The sequence below is a fragment of the Nonomuraea rhodomycinica genome (assembly GCF_013363995.1).
Taxonomy (GTDB): Bacteria; Actinomycetota; Actinomycetes; order Streptosporangiales; family Streptosporangiaceae; genus Nonomuraea; species Nonomuraea rhodomycinica.
On sequence record NZ_JABWGO010000001.1, the window covers coordinates 2069270 to 2086194 of the forward strand.

General features: G+C 72.2%; 12 protein-coding genes. 4 read left to right on the forward strand and 8 right to left on the reverse strand.

Annotated features, from left to right (window positions below):
* Nucleotide 1: 1 nt before the first annotated feature.
* Both HT134_RS09500 and HT134_RS09505 read left to right on the forward strand, forming a co-directional pair.
* Nucleotides 2–925 (forward strand): ABC transporter ATP-binding protein, encoded by a 924-nt coding sequence (locus tag HT134_RS09500; protein WP_175599761.1) that lies wholly within the window; start codon nucleotides 2–4, stop codon nucleotides 923–925.
* Nucleotides 915–1613 carry an ABC transporter ATP-binding protein gene (locus tag HT134_RS09505; protein ID WP_312888046.1) on the forward strand — a complete coding sequence of 233 codons (699 nt, stop codon included), beginning with the start codon at nucleotides 915–917 and terminating at the stop codon, nucleotides 1611–1613. The genes HT134_RS09500 and HT134_RS09505 overlap by 11 nt, the downstream gene beginning before the upstream one ends.
* Here HT134_RS09505 and HT134_RS09510 read toward each other — a convergent pair.
* Nucleotides 1543–2856, reverse strand: a complete 1314-nt coding sequence (locus tag HT134_RS09510) for an MFS transporter (RefSeq protein ID WP_217707255.1) — start codon at nucleotides 2854–2856, stop codon at nucleotides 1543–1545. The two genes, HT134_RS09505 and HT134_RS09510, sit on opposite strands and share 71 nt — an antisense overlap.
* 149 nt (nucleotides 2857–3005) lie before the next feature.
* Between HT134_RS09510 and HT134_RS09515 the strand changes: the two genes are divergently transcribed.
* Nucleotides 3006–3491 carry a MarR family winged helix-turn-helix transcriptional regulator gene (locus HT134_RS09515; RefSeq protein WP_217707256.1) on the forward strand — a complete coding sequence of 162 codons (486 nt, stop codon included), beginning with the start codon at nucleotides 3006–3008 and terminating at the stop codon, nucleotides 3489–3491.
* Nucleotides 3492–3928: 437 nt separating this feature from the next.
* On the opposite strand, the gene holA is transcribed toward HT134_RS09515, so the two are convergent.
* The 7 genes from holA to HT134_RS09550 form a co-directional block, all read right to left on the reverse strand.
* Nucleotides 3929–4912: a DNA polymerase III subunit delta gene (gene holA / locus HT134_RS09520; RefSeq protein ID WP_246363598.1), complete on the reverse strand. Its 984-nt coding sequence runs from the start codon at nucleotides 4910–4912 to the stop codon at nucleotides 3929–3931.
* A gap of 559 nt (nucleotides 4913–5471) precedes the next feature.
* Nucleotides 5472–7604 (reverse strand): ComEC/Rec2 family competence protein, encoded by a 2133-nt coding sequence (locus HT134_RS09525; protein ID WP_217707257.1) that lies wholly within the window; start codon nucleotides 7602–7604, stop codon nucleotides 5472–5474.
* Between the two features lie 865 nt (nucleotides 7605–8469).
* A complete protein-coding gene (locus HT134_RS46815) occupies nucleotides 8470–9132 on the reverse strand; it encodes a ComEA family DNA-binding protein (protein ID WP_175599765.1) in 663 nt (220 codons plus the stop codon).
* 1321 nt (nucleotides 9133–10453) lie between these two features.
* Nucleotides 10454–11269 (reverse strand): DegV family protein, encoded by an 816-nt coding sequence (locus HT134_RS09535; protein ID WP_175599766.1) that lies wholly within the window; start codon nucleotides 11267–11269, stop codon nucleotides 10454–10456.
* A gap of 88 nt (nucleotides 11270–11357) precedes the next feature.
* Nucleotides 11358–12566 (reverse strand): imidazolonepropionase, encoded by a 1209-nt coding sequence (gene hutI / locus HT134_RS09540; protein WP_175594966.1) that lies wholly within the window; start codon nucleotides 12564–12566, stop codon nucleotides 11358–11360.
* A 404-nt stretch (nucleotides 12567–12970) separates the two neighbouring features.
* A complete protein-coding gene (hflX, locus tag HT134_RS09545) occupies nucleotides 12971–14395 on the reverse strand; it encodes a GTPase HflX (RefSeq protein WP_376768076.1) in 1425 nt (474 codons plus the stop codon).
* A gap of 93 nt (nucleotides 14396–14488) precedes the next feature.
* A complete protein-coding gene (locus HT134_RS09550) occupies nucleotides 14489–15187 on the reverse strand; it encodes a DUF4097 family beta strand repeat-containing protein (RefSeq protein WP_175599767.1) in 699 nt (232 codons plus the stop codon).
* 153 nt (nucleotides 15188–15340) lie between these two features.
* Between HT134_RS09550 and aceB the strand changes: the two genes are divergently transcribed.
* Complete coding sequence (gene aceB / locus HT134_RS09555) at nucleotides 15341–16918, forward strand: malate synthase A (protein ID WP_376768077.1); 1578 nt, start codon at nucleotides 15341–15343, stop codon at nucleotides 16916–16918.
* The last annotated feature ends 7 nt before the right edge of the window (nucleotides 16919–16925 follow it).

The following is a 16925-nucleotide window of genomic DNA, read 5'->3' on the forward strand; positions in this document are numbered from 1 at the left end:
CATGAACCCCACCCTGTCCGAGCTGGAGGCCCAGGCCGGCGCGCCCCGGGCCGCCTTCGGCGGCGACGCCCACATCGTGTGCGACAACCTCGTGCGCATCTACAAGACCGAGGGCGTCGAGGTGGTCGCCCTCCAGGGCCTGGACCTGCTGATCGACGAGGGCGAGCTGGTCGCCGTCGTCGGCGCGTCCGGCTCCGGCAAGTCGACCCTGCTCAACGTGCTGTCCGGCCTGGACGTGCCCACCGCCGGCGTGGCCAGGGTGGCGGGCATGGACCTGCTGTCGATGACGGCCAAGGACCGGCTGCGCTACCGGCGGGAGGTGGTCGGGTTCATCTGGCAGCAGACGGCGCGCAACCTGCTGCCGTACCTGACCGCGCGCGAGAACGCCGAGCTGCCGGTACGGCTGGCCGGCCGCCGCGGCAAGGGCCGGGCGATGGAGCTGCTGGACCTGCTCGGCGTCGCCGACCGGGCCGGGCGCAGACCCGGCGAGCTGTCCGGCGGCGAGCAGCAGCGGGTGGCCATCGCCGTCGCGCTGGCCAACTCCCCGCAGCTCATCCTGGCCGACGAGCCCACCGGCGAGCTGGACAGCGACACCTCCGAGGAGGTGTTCGACGCCCTGCGCAAGGCCAACAGGGAGCTGGGCGTGACCGTGGTCATCGTGACCCACGACCCGCTCGTGGCCGAGCAGGTGGACCGGACGATCGGCATCCGCGACGGCCGTACCAGCAGCGAGACGCTGCGCCGGGAGGGCGCGGAGGGGCAGGTCGTCGCCGAGGAGTACGCCGTGCTCGACCGGGTCGGGCGGCTGCAGCTCCCGCGCGACTTCATGAACGCCCTGAACATGGAGCGCCGGGTACGCCTGGAGCTCGAATCCGACCATATCGGCGTATGGCCGGCCAGAGAGGAGCCCTCGGGTGAGCAGTGAGCCCTTGGTCGTGGTCGAGGGGCTGCGCAAGGTCTACCGGACCGGGCCCAAGGAGGTCGTGGCGCTGCGGGAGGTGACGTTCGAGGCGTTCCCCGGCGAGCTGATCGCGATCCGCGGGCGGTCCGGGTCGGGCAAGACCACGCTGCTCAACCAGATCGGCGGCCTCGACCGGCCCGACGCCGGCCGGGTGCTCGTCGCCGGGCAGGAGGTCACGGCGATGGCCGAGGACGACCTGGTGGGGCTGCGCCGGGACGTGGTCGGGTTCGTGTTCCAGTCGTTCGGGCTGGTGCCGGTGCTGTCGGCGGCGGAGAACGTCGGCGTTCCGATGCGGCTCAACCGGCTGCCGGCCGGCGAGCGGGAGGAGCGGGTGCGGATGCTGCTCGCCCTCGTGGGGCTGGACAAGCACGGCAACCAGCGGCCGTACGAGCTGTCGGGCGGGCAGCGGCAGCGCGTGGCCATCGCGCGGGCCCTGGCCAACCGGCCGCGGCTGCTGGTGGCCGACGAGCCCACCGCGCAGCTCGACTCGCAGACCGGGCGGCAGATCATGGAGCTGCTGCGGGCGCTGGTGCGCGGCGAGGGCGTGACGGCGCTGGTCGCCACCCACGACCTCGGCCTCATCACGCTCGCGGACCGGGTGCTGGAGATCGCCGACGGGGTGCTGCGCGAGGTGGTTCCACAGGAGTCCTGACGATCGCCGCGAGGTTCGCCGCGGCCACCAGCGCCCCGGCCGCGAGCAGCAGCCCGGTCGCGCCGGCCAGCCCGGCCAGCGGCACCGCCACGGCCAGCCCGAGCGGCCGGGCCGCGAACGAGATGAGCTGGTCCAGGGACCGTACCCGGCCGAGCGCAGCCTCCGGGATCTCCTGCGCCACGACGGTCTCCCACAGCGGGCTCAGCACGCCGAGGCCGCACATGGCCGCGAAGTAGGCGCCCGCGACGACCCAGGCGGGCGCCGGGACGGCCAGGGCCGCCAGTGGCAGGCCGTACAGGGCGGCGGCGACCTGCACCACGACGATCGGCCGGCGGATCGGCAGGCGCGGCGCCGCGAGCACACCCAGGACCAGGCCCGCCGTGCCGGCCTGCGCGACCAGCACCCACGCGGCCTCGCCGCCGAGGCTCGCGACGGCGGTCAGCGGGCCGAGGGTGAGGAAGAGGCCGGCGGTGAAGTGCCAGACGCCGTGGCCGAGCACGCTCCGCAGGAACCAGGGCCGCACCCTGACCTCCCGCCACCCGTCGGCCAACTCCCGCCCGAACCGCTTCTCCGCGCTCCGGCCCTGGTTCGCGCTCCGGCGCTGCTCCGCGCTCCGGCGCTCCTCGCCGTTCGGGCGCTCCTCCACGTTCGGTGGCTGCTCCGCGTTCCTGCGCTTCTCGGGCGTGGCGTCCCCGGAGGTGCGGATGCCGCCCAGAGTGAGAGCGGAGCCGGCGAACAGCAGGCCCGTCAGCGCGGCGGCCCAGCCGGGGCCCACGGCCAGCGCCATGCCACCGGCCACCGCGGGGGCGGCCACGCCCGACACGCTCGTCACGACGCCGATGCGCGCGTTCACGCGCAGCCGGTCGGGCCCCGGCACCACGGCCGCCACCAGGCGCGGCACGGCCGGCATGCCGAACGCGATGGCCACGCCGGACACCGCCGACAGCACGGCGAGCACGGGCAGGCGCCCGGACCCGGCGATCAGCTCGGCGCCGATCCCGACCTGGGCCAGGCAGCGTACGAGATCGGCCAGCAGGATGACCCGCTCGGGACGCAGCCGGTCGGCCAGCACCCCGCCGACGGGCAGGAACACGAGCAGTGGGACCAGCTCGCAGGCCAGCACCGCCCCGAGCGCGCCGGACTCGGATCCGTGGGTGCGCAGGACGGCAAGGGTGAGGGTCGTGGGGATGAGCGCGGTGGCCAGGGCGGACAGCCCGCGCCCGACGAGCAGGCGACGTGTCATGGGCCGCGAGCATATTTCGCCAGCGAATGTTTCGTCAACGAACATTACGGCGGCGTAAGGTGTCGTCACCCTTACGACGCTTCGGATCTTTCGCCGCCGAACGCTTCGCCACCGAACTTTCCCGCCTCGGCCGACGTATGATCGGGCGCGTGGAGGACTCGGTCGATCGACACCTGGTGCGCTGGCGCGGCAAGGCTCCCTACGACGAGCGGGTCGAGGGCGTGGTCACGCGGATGCAGTTCCTGGTCAAGCACCTCAAGCAGTTCAAGGAGGCGGCGCTGGCTCAGGTGGGGATGCAGGACTTCGAGTTCGAGACGCTGCACCGGCTGGTGGCGGCCGGCGGGTCGGCCACGCCGTCGAAGCTCGCGGCCGAGATGCTGCTGTCACCGGCGGGCATGACCGGCCGCCTCGACACGCTGGAGCGTTCGGGCCTGGTGCGTCGCGTCCGCGGGGCGGACGACCGCCGCCGGGTGGACGTGGAGCTGACCCCCAAGGGACGCGAGCTGTGGACGGAGGCGATGGCCATCCGGGGACGGGTGGAGTCGGAGCTGGTGTCGGTGCTGGACGCGGGCGAGCAGCAGACCTTGGACGCCCTGCTCAAACGCCTCCTGGTACAGGCGGAGTCCCACCGCTGACCTGCAGAGCGTGCGAGCACCAAGTCCCCAGCCGCGCTTCGGCCTGATGCGTCAACCGGGTCGTGGATCGACGACGGAAGAGGTCTCCGGTAGCCGGTTGGTCGCCCACGAACACCCCTGCCTGTCGGAGACCTCCTGGGCACCTCATCGGTCGAGGCGATGCGCCCCGACCGATGCACGGCGGGCGGCGCCGGAACCACCGCTGCCGATACCGCGGCGGCCGGGGCGGCCTCCGTTGTCCGGCGAGCGGCGCTCGATCGATGGAACCCGCCGGCGAGCGGCGGGCGATCGCGGGATCCGCCGGCGAGTGCGGGTCTGCGCACCCTGACGCGAGCACGCGAGCCCGCGAGCCCGCGAGCCCGCGCGCACCCGAGCACCCGAGCACCCGAGCACCCGAGCACCCGAGGGTACTGGCAGAACACACTTCGATGGAGGCCCTAGCGGCCCGTGCGGCTGGCCACGATGATCTGGACCGCATGTTCCAGCGCGTACGCCGGGTCGGCGCCGCCACCCTTCACCTGCTCGTCGGCGTCGGCCACGGCCTGGATGGCCCGCGACAACCCCTGCGGCCCCCAGCCGTTGAGCTGCCGTTTGACGCGATCGATCTTCCAGGGAGGCATGCCCAGATGGCTCGCCAGCTGACCACCCCGCAGGTTGCGCGGAGCCCCGGCGACCTTGGCGATCGACCTCAGCCCGCCCGCCAGCGCGCTGACCAGCAGCACGGGGGCGACCCCGGTGCCGAGCGCCCAGCGCAACTGCTCCAGGGCCTCGGCCAGCCGCCCTTCCACCGCGGCGTCCGCCACGTTGAACCCCGTGACCTCCGCCCGGCCCTTGTGGTAGCGGGCCACAGCGGCGACGCCGACCGTCTTCTCCTCGGTGTCGAAGATGAGCTGGCTGCACGCGGCGGCCAGCTCACGCAGGTCGTTGCCCACGGCGTCGAGCAGCGCCTGGGCGGCGTCGGAGGCGATCGAGCGGCCCGCCCGCTTGAACTCGCTCTTGATGAAGTCGAGCCGCTCCCCCGCCTTGGTCGGCTTGGCCACGGTGACGACGTGCGCCTTGGCCTTCTTGAGCCCGTCGACCAGCGCCTTGCCCTTCGCGCCGCCCGGATGCGCCAGCACGAGCACGGTGTCACCCGACGGGTGGGCGGCGTAGGCGACGACCTCGGCGGCGACCTCCTTGACCAGGTCCTGCGCGGACCGGATCACCACCACCGACCGGTCGCCGAACAGCGACGGCGAGGTGAGCTGGACCAGTTCCCCGGTCCCCACCTTGGACCCCACGAGGTCATGCACCTCGGCTCCCGGGTCGGCGGCCCGCGCCGCCGCCACGACGGCGCCGACGGCCCGCTCGGCCAGCAACTCCTCGTCGCCGACGACCAGGGTCACCAGTGCTGGATCGCTTCCCGCCATGTCGAGCAGCATCCCACGCTCCACCGACAACCGGGTACTCGGCGACGCCGTCCACCGCATCGCCGCTGTCACCGCGCCAGGACGGGCACGGGCCGCGCCCCTCCTGCGGACGAGCCCCGTTCACAGGCCGGCGCGCACGACACCCAAGCCGGGCACGGGCTGGGACACCGAGCGCCTCACCCCGAGCCCGAGACACCACCAGCGAGAACTACGTCCCCCACACCCCCCGCCCTTGGCGAAGACGCGAGTGCGCGGGAGTACTGCAAGAAGCGTGCGCACCGCTGCCGATCCTCCGACCCCCGTGAACTCCTGGCCAGTCTCCGAACCCACCAGCGCATGACGGGCAGCCGGGAAGGGGCACCGGCGGCGAAGGACCCCCGGACCCCCGGGCCCCCGGGCCCCCGGGCGCAAGCGTGAGTCCACCGGGACCCGGACCACACCTGACGGGCAAGAACTCCAAACCACCTGCTGACCCGCAAAGCGCAAACCAGCGCCCGACAGGCAGGGGCTCAAAATCACGACCCGACAGGCAAAGAGGCCGAGACCACCACCCGACCGAACTGCTCCGGCATCACGGAGGAGGCCGGGCGTCCTCCTGCCTGCCCCGGGACACGATGGCCAGGTGTCCCTCCCGTTCCACCACTGCGACATCTCCCGACCGATCGGTACGGTGGACGCGGACCCCCAGGCGCTGCAGAAGCGACAGCGTGGGTTGCGCCGGATGGCCGTAGTCGTTGCCCGCGCCCACGCTGATCAGGGCGGCGCGGGCGCCCACGGCGGCGAAGAAGGCGGGGTCCTGTCTGGGTGAGCCGTGGTGCGGGACCTTGAGGATGTCGGCCTGGGGAAGCAGTCCGCCGCGCAGCAGGTCGTCCTGGGCCTCCGTCTCGATGTCGCCGCTCAGCAGCGCCGAGCCGGCCCGCCAGCGTACGTGGACGACGACACTGGAGTTGTTGGCGGCGCTGCCCTCGCCCTGGCCGGCGGGCGCGGCACGGGTGGGTTCGGGGGCCAGGACGGTCAGCTCGGACGGGCCCAGCCGCCAGCGAGCCCCCGGCGGCGCCGTCCACTGCGGGATGCGGCGCCGGGCGAGGTCCGCCGACAGCCGGGACGCCTGCTGTTCGAGAGTGCGCTGCGGGCTGACGACGACGGCGCCCACACGCCTGCCCCTGAGGACGCCGGACAGCCCGTCGATGTGGTCGGCGTGCGGGTGGGTGAGGATGACCAGCGGGACGTCGGTCACGCCGAGGCGGCGCAGGCAGCGGTCCATGGTGACGGGATCGGGGCCGGTGTCCACCACGACGCCCCGTCCCGGGCCCGCCGCCAGGACCAGGCCGTCGCCCTGGCCGACGTCGCACACCACCATCAGCCACGCCTTCGGCGGCCAGGGAGCGACGAGCGGCCGGAAGACCAGCAGCACGACCAGCGCGCCCGCCGCCAACGCCAGCGCCACGGCCCTCCAGGCTCGGCGCCTGATCAACAGCGTCACGACGACAGCCGCCAGGGCGAGCAGCCCGAGACCCGTGACGCCGCCGGGCCAGGGCACGGTCGCGAGCGGGAGTCCCACGGCCCAGCGGGCCACCGTGATGATCCAGCCCACCGCGTAGCCGGCGGGGACGACGATCAGCCGCGCCGCCTCCGGCCAGAACGGCGCCACCAGCGCGGCGGCGAACCCGAGCAGCGTCGCGGGCGCCACCGCCGGGCCGGCGAGCAGGTTGGCCGGGATCGCGGCCAGGGACACCTGACCGGCCATGAGCACGAGCACGGGTGTCACGGCGACCTGCGCGGCGGAGGGCACGGCGACCGCCTCGGCCGCCCACCCGGGCAACCTGGTCCTCAGCTTCAGCCGGTCACGCCATCGGGGCGCCAGGAGGAGGATGCCGGCCGTCGCGCAGACGGACAGGGCGAAGCCGTACGAGATCGCCAGATCGGGCGAGAAGAGGAGCAGGAGCAGCACCGCGGCCGAGAGAGCGGCGATCCCGTCCTTGGGCCGCCCAGTACCGAGGGCGACGGCGGCGACCAGGCCCATGAGGAGGGCTCGGAGCACGCTCGGCGAGGGTCGGGCCACCACGGCGAAGCCGATCATCGCCACGGCGGCGAAGAGCGCCCTGACGGTGAGCGGGAGTCCGGCGAGGCGGGAGAGGGCGAGCGCCGCGCCCGCCACGATGGACAGGTTCGTGCCGCTCACGGCATTGAGGTGGTTCAGGCCGGAGTCCTTGAGGTCCGCACTGACTTGGGGGTCCATGCGTGAGACGTCGCCCACCACGAGGCCGGGCAGGAGGCCCCGCTGATCGGCGGGGAGGACGTCGGCCGCCGTGCGCAGACCTTGTCTCAGCGTTCCGGCGACGGCTTGGACGTGGCTCGGGGGTGTGAGGACGCTGGGGTTTCCGCGGACGAGCAGGACGGCGGCGGTCAGTTCGCCCGGGGTGGGCTCGGCGAGGCGCGTGGTCACCCGGACGCGCTGGCTGGGGAGCAGGGGACGCCATGCGGGGCCGTGGGCGAGGACGAGGACGGGGAGACTCACGGCTTCGCGGCGACGGGCTGTCCGGTAGGCGTCGAGGGTGGCATGGACGACGACCTGCTCCTGCCCGAACCGGCCAGGCTTGATCTTGGGGTCGTCGGTGAGGGTGATCTCGGCGGTGATCGTCGCCCCTTGACGGGCGAGCACGGCGACGGGGCCCGTGGTGACGGCGTGAACCCGCGCGGCCACGGACGCGGAGGCGGCGGCCGTGCAGACCAGGGTGGCGATGATCAGGTTGCGCCAGGGGCGGGGGCGACGGCCGTGATCTTGGCGGTAACCGCGTGGGTGAGGGATGCCCCCGCGGCGGCTGTCTTCTGCTTGAGGGTGCGGGTCGCCCTGGGGCTGCATGTCGCCCTGAGGGTGCGGGTCGCCCTGAAGGTGCGCGTCACCCTGAGGGTGCGGGCAGCCGTCTATGTGCGAATGACCCTCCGCGTGGAAGAGACCCGCTGCGTACGGGCGGGCGCCTGGATGCGGGGTGCCCTCTGTGCGGAGTTGGGCGGTATGGGGCTGCTCGTTTGGGTGGTGTTGGTCGAAGTGCTGCTGTGTGTTGTCTCCGGAGGGCCTGTTTGTGGCTTCGTGGGAGAGGTCGGTGTGGCGGGCAGCTCTGGAGGGTTCGGCAGGGTGAGGAGCGGCTCCCTGGGAGAGGTTGTCGCGGTTGCGTGTGATCAACGCCGTGGCGAGGGCTCCAAGTGCGGCGAGCGCTGACACGGTGAGGCCGGCGGCGGGCGAACTGCGAAGGAGTGCCAGGGTCGCCGCCCACGTGGCCAGGGCAGGGCATGTGAGGATCCAGATGTGAGCTCCGACGGCCGTTGGGGCTGCTTCCTCGGCTGGTGTCGTGACTGGATGCGGGCTGGTGGTTGGATCGCCGGGCCTGTCCAGGGCGGTCTTGGGCGGGCAATCGTGGGGCTCGTCGGAGGTGGGCCGAGGCGGAGCATCGCGAGGGTCGTCGGGAACGTGGCCGGGGATGGAGTCTCGCGGCATGTCGGAGGCCGACCTGGGGACGGAGTCGCGCGGCATGTCGGAGGCTGACCTGGGGGTGGAGTGGTGGGGCATGTCAGATGCGGACCTTGTCCTTGATTTCCTCGTACTTCTTGGCGCCGATGCCTGGGACTTCCTGGAGTTGGGTCACGCTGGTGAAGCCGCCGTGGGCGGTGCGGAACTCGGCGATGCGTGCTGCCAGGACCTCCCCTACGCCGGGGAGCTGATCCAGTTGGTCGGGGGTGGCGGTGTTGAGGTCGAGGACCGTGGTGGCGGGGTCCGTGAGAGGCGGGGCTTGGCTGGTGCCGACGCCGGGAGCGCCGACGGTGATCTGCTCTCCGTCGACGAGGCGTCTGGCGAGATTCACCGAGGCCGCGGCGGCGGGCTGACGTACTCCCCCGGCGGCCTTCACCGCGTCGGCCACGCGGGCGCCCATCGGGAGGGTGTACATACCGGGTTTGCGCACCTTGCCGGTGATGTGGACGGTGACCTCGCCCGTGGGGGTCGGTGGGAGTGGCGGCGCAGGACGGGACGCCCGTTCTTGCGGCGCGGGGGACGCGACGGGCAGCGGTTCCGGAGTCGGTGCTGAACGCCAGAGGAAGACGCCTGCGGCCAAGGCCGCCAGGACGGCTAGGAGAAGGAGCACGCGCAAGCCCGGACGGCCGGGGTCAAGGGCGGGGGCCTTGGCGGTGATGGCTGCGCGGAACGCTTCGAAGGAAGGGGGCAAGGTCGGGGGCATTGGTGGTCGGAGCGTGGGTGGGTCCGGTGTCGTCGTCTCATGGCGCGGGGCGTCGGTGCCGACAGCGACGTGCCGGACGTGCCGGCTCAGGACATGCGAGCCCAGAGGATGCGAGCTCAGACTGGCAGCGCCGGCGCCCTGGTGATGCGAGCCCGCGGCATGTGGCAAGCCGGCGACATGCGGCCCCAGAGTGTGCGGGTCCGCACAGTTCGGGTCCGCACAGTTCGGGTCCGCACAGTTCGGGTCCGCAGCGTTCGGGCTCACAGCGTGCTGGTCCGCAGCGTTCGGGCTCACGGCGTGCGTGGTGTGGGAGTAGGGGCTCAGGCGATGGGTGCTCAGCGTGGCGGGGTCTTGCCGGTGCGGGGCGAGGCCGTGCGGCGTTGGTGCGTGGGTGTCCAAGGAGTATGGGACGTGAGCTTGGGGGCCTAAGGTCCGGTCGACATGGGTGTCGGCGTCGCCCACGTGTGGGACATCGGCGTGGGCGTTCAACGGGTGCCCGGCATGAGTCTCAGCGTCGCCCAGCTGCGGGACATCGGCATAGGCGTTCAGCCTGTGCCTGACATGGGCGTCGGCGTTCGTCGGGTGGTTGTTGCCGGGATGGGTGGCCCGGGAGGCAGCGGTCAGAGGGTGCGGGTCTGTGGGGTGGGCGGCTCGTAGCGGGGCGGGGGGACGTCGGCGGTGTGGTTCGTCGGCGTCCGATGCGCCGACGGTGTCAAGGGAGGAGGTGGGGTGGAGGGTGTGGGAGCGGGTCTGCGGCAGGGGAACACGGTGGGGGTCGGCGTCGTCCTGGGGATGGGCGTCGGCGGTGTGCGCGGTCGGCTGGTCGGTGGTGGTGGCGTGGTTCGGGGGCTGCCTGTACGGGTGCCGGCGTTCGGTGGTGCGGACCGGCGGGGCGATCGAGGCAGCGGACCGAGGGTGGTCCTGGTGCGCTTCCGCGGCATTGGGCTGCGGCCCCGGAGCGGACGGGAGCGCCGCGACGGGCCCCTCCGCCGGAGGGGCGAGGGGTGCCGGCGCGCCTGGAGCGTCCTGGAGGGCGGAGATGGGGCGGGGGCGGCGGCGGGCAGGAGCCGTGAGGGAGCGCAGCCGCGCCTCGGCCACGGTCCGCTCGTTGATCAGGTCCTGGGAACGCACGCCCCAGAACGTACGGCCGGACCCCGCCTCCGGGATCGGGCGAACGAGGTTCTGGGGATGGGGGGTGGAGCGTCGCGCGTCGTTGTGGAGAACCGCTCAGAAACGCCGTCCCAGGCAGCCGACCAGACGGGCGCCCTACACGTCCACACGTCCCACGTCTACACGTCTACACGTCTACACGTCCACGCGCCTACGGACGGCCTTCCGGGCACACCGTCAGGCCGAGCATGCCGGGCCCCACGTGCACCCCGATCACCGCCCCCACCTCCACGAGCTGTAAGTCCGTCACCCCGGCCAACCTCTTCGGCAGGCGCTCCGCCAGCGCCCTGGCCCGGTCCCAGGCCGCCAGGTGCTGGACCGCCACCCGCGCCGGCCCCTGGCCGGCCGCCGCGACCGCCAGGTCCTCCAGGCGGGCGATGGCCCGCGTGGCCGTGCGGACCTTCTCCAGCAGTGTCACCCGCCCGTCCACGAACTGCAGCAGCGGCTTGATGGCCAGCGCCGACCCGAACAGCGACGCCGCCGTCCCGACGCGCCCGCCGCGGCGCAGGAACTCCAGCGTGTCGGCGTAGAAGAACGTCCGCGTACGGGCCGCGCACCCCAGCGCCGCCCGGACCACCCCCTCCAGCTCCTCCCCGCGGACGGCGGCCTCGGCGGCGGCCAGGACCGGGAAGCCGAGTCCCATGGCGATGGAGCCGCTGTCGATCACCTCCACCGGCAGCGGCGCCTCCTTGGCGGCGATCCGGGCCGACTCCGCCGTGCCGGACAGCTCCCCCGACAGGTGGATCGACACGATCTCCGTGGCTCCCGCGGCGGCCAGGGCCGCGTAGCAGGAGGCGAAGCGGGCGGGCGCGGGGCGTGAGGTGGTGGCCGCGTGCAGGTCTCCGGTGAACGCCCCCTCGTCGCAGGACGTGCCGCTCGACACCACCTGTACGGGGACGACCGAGACGCCCGGCGTCGGGGGCAGGTAGGCGGTGGAGTCCGTGACGACGGCGACCGAGGGCGGCATATCAGGAGAGTAGCCAGTTCGGGATATTTCAACCCTGGCGATCAAAGCCCGTTCAGCCGCGCCGGTCGGAGGACGTGCCGTCCCCGCGTCACTGGACGGGGATGCCGCCCCGCCACACCCGGCGCGGCTTGAGGCCGAAGGACCAGGCGAAGGCGCCCTCGTGGTCGGCGTCCCACTGGACGATGTCGGCCAGCCGGCCCGGGGCGAGGACGCCGCGGTCGGGCGCGCCGAGCACCGTGGCGCCGCCCAGCGTGGCCGCGCGCAGGGCGTCGTTGACGCTCATCCCGAACGCCGACACCGCGAGCGCGATGACCAGCGACATCGAGGTGATGCCGCAGTAGCCGGGATTGTGGTCGCTGCCGAGCGCGATCTGCACGCCGTGCTTGATCATCTGGCGCACCGGCGGGAGCTTGCCCCGCTGGAGCGCCGTGGCGGGGCTGACCACGGCCGGCACGCCGTACCGGGACATGATCGCGATGTCCTCGTCGGACATGTGGTGCAGGCCGTCGGCGGAGGCGCAGCCCAGCTCGGCGGCGAGCTGCACGGCGCCGCGGCGGCTGAACAGGCCGGCGTGGATGCGCGGCAGCAGGCCGACGTTGCGGCCCGAGGCGAGCACCCAGCGGGACTCCTCGGTGGTGAAGTGGCCCTCGTCGCAGTAGACGTCGACGCTGTCGGCGCCCGCGGCCGCGGCGTCGGCGCACCAGGCGCCCACGGCCTCGACGTACTCGCGCTGACGGCCGAAGTACTCGGGCGGCACGACGTGCCCGGCGAGGAACGTGACGTGCACCCGCGGCATCATCGGCTCCTTCTCCAGCTCGCGCAGGAGCCGCACGTCGGCGAGCTCGCCGTCGCGGGTGAGGTGGTAGCCGGTCTTGGCCTCGACGGTCGTGGTGCCGCTGAGCAGCCACCCGCGCAGGCGCTCGCGCACGCCGTTGCACAGCGTCCACGGGTCGGTGCCGCGGGTCACGGTGACGGTGGAGCCCACGCCGCCGCCCGCGGCGGTGATGGCCGAGGAGGTGGAGCCGCTGGTGCGGATCGCCAGCTCGGCGTAGCGGTTGCCGGCGTAGACGGGATGCGTGTGCGCGTCGATGAGGCCGGGGGTGACCAGGGCGCCGCCGAGGTTCTCGACGTGGTCGACGTCGACGATGTCGTCGACGACTCCGGGGACGCTCTGCGGGAGGTCGGGAGCCCGTCCGACCCAGGCGATCCGGTCGTTGTGCACGAGAATGGCCGCGTTGCTGAGGACCTCGTTGCCGGTCCACAGGCGGCCGATGTTGGTCAGCAGCCGAACGGTCACCGCATCACCACCCCGCACGAGCACATCACCCAGCGCACGGCACGCGCGGCGCCCACTGAGTCGGCTCCGGGTAGGGACGACATGGGGGAGTCTCCTGATCTCATCCGCTCGGCTGTGCGGTGACCGTATCGCCGGACTCATGATCCGGCGATTTCAGTTCAGTTACGTTATTTCACAGGCTGGCTCGGTGTACAGGGTTATTCGGAAGAAAGCCCAATCATCCCAGCTGTCACCATGCCCCGATCGTTCCCTGAGACCCCCGCAGGCACCAAGAATCGTCATCTGAAACCCGCGACGTTAGTGTGGTAAGGCTCGGCATATCCTAGCAATCCGAGGGTTCCACGGCCACTGTCGCTTTTGGGCAGCCCTGCGAACTATTTCGACAGAGCTGCCCAACCATCCCATCAAGAAGAGACGCGTTCCACCGGCTTGCCCACGCGCTCCAATTCCTGGAACAGGCCGCCGAGCACGCGCGCGTGGAGCACGGTGCCGTCCTCGACGTGGTCCACGGAGAGCACCTCGCCCTCCTTGTGGGCGCGCGAGACCAGGTCGCCCCGCTCGTACGGGACGAGCAGCGTGACCTCGTGGTCGAGCCGGGGCAGCCGCCGCTCGATGAGCTCCATCAGCTCGGCGATGCCGGCGCCGGTGCGCGCGGAGACCACGATGCTGTCGCGCTCGCGGCGGGAGATCCGGTCGAGCACGTCGGGATCGGCGGCGTCGGCCTTGTTGATCACCACGATCTCGGGCAGCTCGGAGGCGCCCTCGATGTCGGCGATGACCTCGCGGACCGCCGCGAGCTGGCCCTCGGGGTCGGGGTGGGAGCCGTCGACCACGTGCAGGATCAGATCGGCGTCGCCGACCTCCTCCAGCGTGGAGCGGAACGCCTCGACCAGCTGGTGCGGCAGGTGCCGCACGAAGCCGACGGTGTCGGCGATCGTGAACAGCCTGCCCTCCGGCGTGCGCGCCCGGCGCACGGTCGGGTCGAGCGTGGCGAACAGCGCGTCCTCCACCAGCACGCCCGCGCCGGTGACGCGGTTGAGCAGGGAGGACTTGCCGGCGTTGGTGTAGCCGGCGATCGCGACCGCCGGGACCTCGCGCTTGGCGCGCCGCTGGCGCATGGTCTCGCGCGAGGTGGACATGCCGCTGATCTGGCGGCGCAGCTTGGACATCCGCTCGCGGATGCGGCGGCGGTCCAGCTCGATCTTCGTCTCACCGGGGCCGCGGCCGCCGATGCCGACGCCGCCGGCCGCGCGGCCGCCGACCTGGCGCGACAGGTTGCCGCCCCAGCCGCGCAGGCGCGGCAGGAGGTACTGCAGCTGGGCCAGCTCGACCTGGGCCTTGCCCTCTCGGCTCTTGGCGTGCTGGGCGAAGATGTCGAGGATCAGCGCGGTGCGGTCGATGACCTTCACCTTGACCGTGTCCTCGAGCTGGCGGAGCTGGCCGGGGGTCAGCTCGCCGTCGCAGATCACGGTGTCGGCGCCGGTCGACTCGACGATGTCGCGCAGTTCGAGCGCCTTGCCCGAGCCGATGTAGGTGGCGGGGTCGGGCTTCTGACGGCGCTGGATGAGGCCCTCCAGGACCTCCGATCCGGCCGTCTCGGCCAGGAGCTTCAGCTCCAGCAGGGAGTTCTCGGCGTCCTCCGCCGTGCCCGAGGTCCAGACGCCGACGAGGACGACCCGCTCGAGCCGCAGCTGCCGGTATTCGACCTCGGAGACATCCTGGAGCTCGGTGGACAGGCCGGCCACGCGCCGCAGCGCCTGGCGCTCCTCAAGGTCCATCTCGCCGGTCTCGAACGGTTCGAGCGCGGAGTATTCGTGCATTCGTGTCATCTCTAATAGGCAACGTCTGGACACCGTGGTGTCTTCCCCGATGGTGGCACGACATCCGCGATGCGAGCACCTGGTTATCGGGGCAACACGCGGTTAGGCGGGCGAGACGGTGATGTCACCCGACCCGGCCTCCAGCGTGAGCTTGCGCGGCGAGGCGTCGTCGTCCTTGACGGAGATGCTCTCGTCGCCCGAGCCGGTCTTGGTGGTCACCGCGTACGAGCCGTCGGGGACGCGCAGCCCGATGTCGCCCGAGCCGGCGTCGACCTGGACGCTGTCGGGCGCCGCCACGTACTTGAGCTCGACGCCGCCCGAGCCCGCCTCGGCGATGGTGGACTTGGCGCCGAGGCCGGTGCCGTCGATGTCGCCCGAGCCGGTCGAGACCTCGGTGGGCCCGGTGAGCGAGCGCAGCGTGATGTCGCCGGAGCCGTTCTTCACGGTCACCGCGAGGCCCTTGGGCACCTCGACCTTGTAGTTGACGTCGCAGTCGCCCCAGCCCTTGATGCCGCTCCCACAGGTGTAGGTGAGCAGCAGGGTGTCGCCCTCGACCTTGTGCTCGGTCTTCGGCTTGTTCTCGCGCCACTGGATGGTCTCGGTGACGCGCACGGCGGTCCCGTCGTACTCGGTGACCGCGACGTCGCCCGAGCCGCTCTTGACCTGGAGCCGGGAGACCTTGTCGGTGACCTGGTAGTCCACGGTGTCCTGGTTGGTCGGGCCGGCCAGGCTCTTGAGCCCGCAGCCGGTCAGCAGCGCCGTCGAGGCGAGCAGTCCGCCCGCGATCACGATCGTCTTCATGTCCCCGATCCTCGCGCGCGCCGGGCCTTCCGGCATCCGGGACGCCCCTGAGCGGTCCCCGGGGTACCCCCACCTTTGACCCTGGAACGGGCGTCAAGTAGCTTCGCTTCCATAACCCGGAAGTGAATTTCCACCATGCGAAAAAGGAGCGATATGGAGATCAACGGCCCGATCCTCGACCGGTTCGACGAGATCCTCACGCCGGAGGCGCTCGGCTTCGTGGCGGCGCTCCAGAAGGAGTTCGGCCCCCGCCGCCTGGAACTGCTCGAAGCCCGGCAGGCCAAGCAGGAGGAGCTGGCCGCCGGCGGCACCCTCGACTTCCTGCCCGAGACGCGGACGGTCAGGGAGAGCGAGTGGAGCGTCGCCCCGCCCGCGCCCGGCCTGGAGGACCGCAGGGTCGAGATCACCGGCCCGGTCGACCGCAAGATGACCATCAACGCGCTCAACTCCGGCGCCAAGGTCTGGCTGGCCGACTTCGAGGACGCCAACTCCCCGCTCTGGGCCAACTGCGTCGGCGGCCAGCTCAACCTGCGCGACGCGCTCGACCGCGCCATCGACTTCGAGTCGGGCGGCAAGACGTACGCGCTGCGGCCGGACGACGAGCTGGCGACGATCGTCGTGCGCCCGCGCGGCTGGCACCTGGACGAGAAGCACGCCAAGGTGGACGGCCGGCCCGTGTCGGCGTCGCTGTTCGACTTCGGCCTCTACTTCTTCCACTGCGCGCAGCGGCAGCTCGACAAGGGCAAGGGCCCCTACTTCTACCTGCCCAAGATGGAGTCGCACCTGGAGGCCCGGCTCTGGAACGAGGTGTTCGTGCGTGCCCAGGACCTGCTCGGCATCCCCCGCGGCACGATCCGGGCCACCGTGCTCATCGAGACCTACCCCGCCGCGTTCGAGATGGAGGAGATCCTGTACGAGCTGCGCGAGCACTCGGCGGGGCTGAACGCGGGCCGCTGGGACTACCTGTTCAGCGTCATCAAGAAGTTCCGCACCCGGGGCCGGGAGTTCCTGCTGCCCGAGCGCAACGCGGTCACGATGACGGCGCCGTTCATGCGCGCGTACACCGAGCTGCTGGTGCGCACCTGCCACAAGCGGGGCGCGCACGCGATCGGCGGCATGGCGGCGTTCATCCCGTCGCGGCGCGACCCCGAGGTCAACGCGGTGGCGCTGGAGAAGGTCCGCGCGGACAAGACCCGCGAGTCGGGCGACGGCTTCGACGGCTCCTGGGTGGCGCACCCCGACCTGGTGCCGGTCTGCCGCGAGGTGTTCGACGCGGTCCTCGGCGAGCGGCCGAACCAGCTCGACCGCAAGCGCGAGGACGTCAGCGTGTCGGCCGCCGACCTGCTGTCGGTGTCCAAGACGCCCGGCGAGATCACCGAGAAGGGGCTGCGCGGCAACGTGGAGGTGGCGCTGCGCTACCTGGCCGCCTGGATGGGCGGGCTGGGCGCGGTGGCCATCCACAACCTCATGGAGGACGCCGCCACCGCCGAGATCTCCCGCTCGCAGGTCTGGCAGTGGATCCACAACGACATCACGCTCGCCGACACCGGCGAGCGGGTGACCAAGGAGCTCGTCGAGCGGATCATCGCCGAGGAGCTGGAGGCGATCGCCGCCGAGCCGGGTCACGACGAGGAGCTGTACGCTCAGGCCACGGCGCTGTTCAAGGAGGTCGCCCTGGACGACGAGTTCGCCGAGTTCCTCACGCTTCCCGCGTACGCGCGCATGCCGTAGAAGGAGC

What these genes read in the sequence shown, in the direction of transcription:
- HT134_RS09535 (WP_175599766.1), bottom strand. Translation starts at nt 11,269, where the DNA reads ATGCCGCCCTCGGTCGCCGTCGTCACGGACTCCACCGCCTACCTGCCC.
- hflX (WP_376768076.1), bottom strand. Translation starts at nt 14,395, where the DNA reads ATGACACGAATGCACGAATACTCCGCGCTCGAACCGTTCGAGACCGGC.
- HT134_RS09550 (WP_175599767.1), bottom strand. Translation starts at nt 15,187, where the DNA reads ATGAAGACGATCGTGATCGCGGGCGGACTGCTCGCCTCGACGGCGCTG.
- holA (WP_246363598.1), bottom strand. Translation starts at nt 4,912, where the DNA reads ATGCTGCTCGACATGGCGGGAAGCGATCCAGCACTGGTGACCCTGGTC.
- HT134_RS09500 (WP_175599761.1), top strand. Translation starts at nt 2, where the DNA reads ATGAACCCCACCCTGTCCGAGCTGGAGGCCCAGGCCGGCGCGCCCCGG.
- HT134_RS09510 (WP_217707255.1), bottom strand. Translation starts at nt 2,856, where the DNA reads ATGACACGTCGCCTGCTCGTCGGGCGCGGGCTGTCCGCCCTGGCCACC.
- HT134_RS46815 (WP_175599765.1), bottom strand. Translation starts at nt 9,132, where the DNA reads ATGCCCCCGACCTTGCCCCCTTCCTTCGAAGCGTTCCGCGCAGCCATC.
- aceB (WP_376768077.1), top strand. Translation starts at nt 15,341, where the DNA reads ATGGAGATCAACGGCCCGATCCTCGACCGGTTCGACGAGATCCTCACG.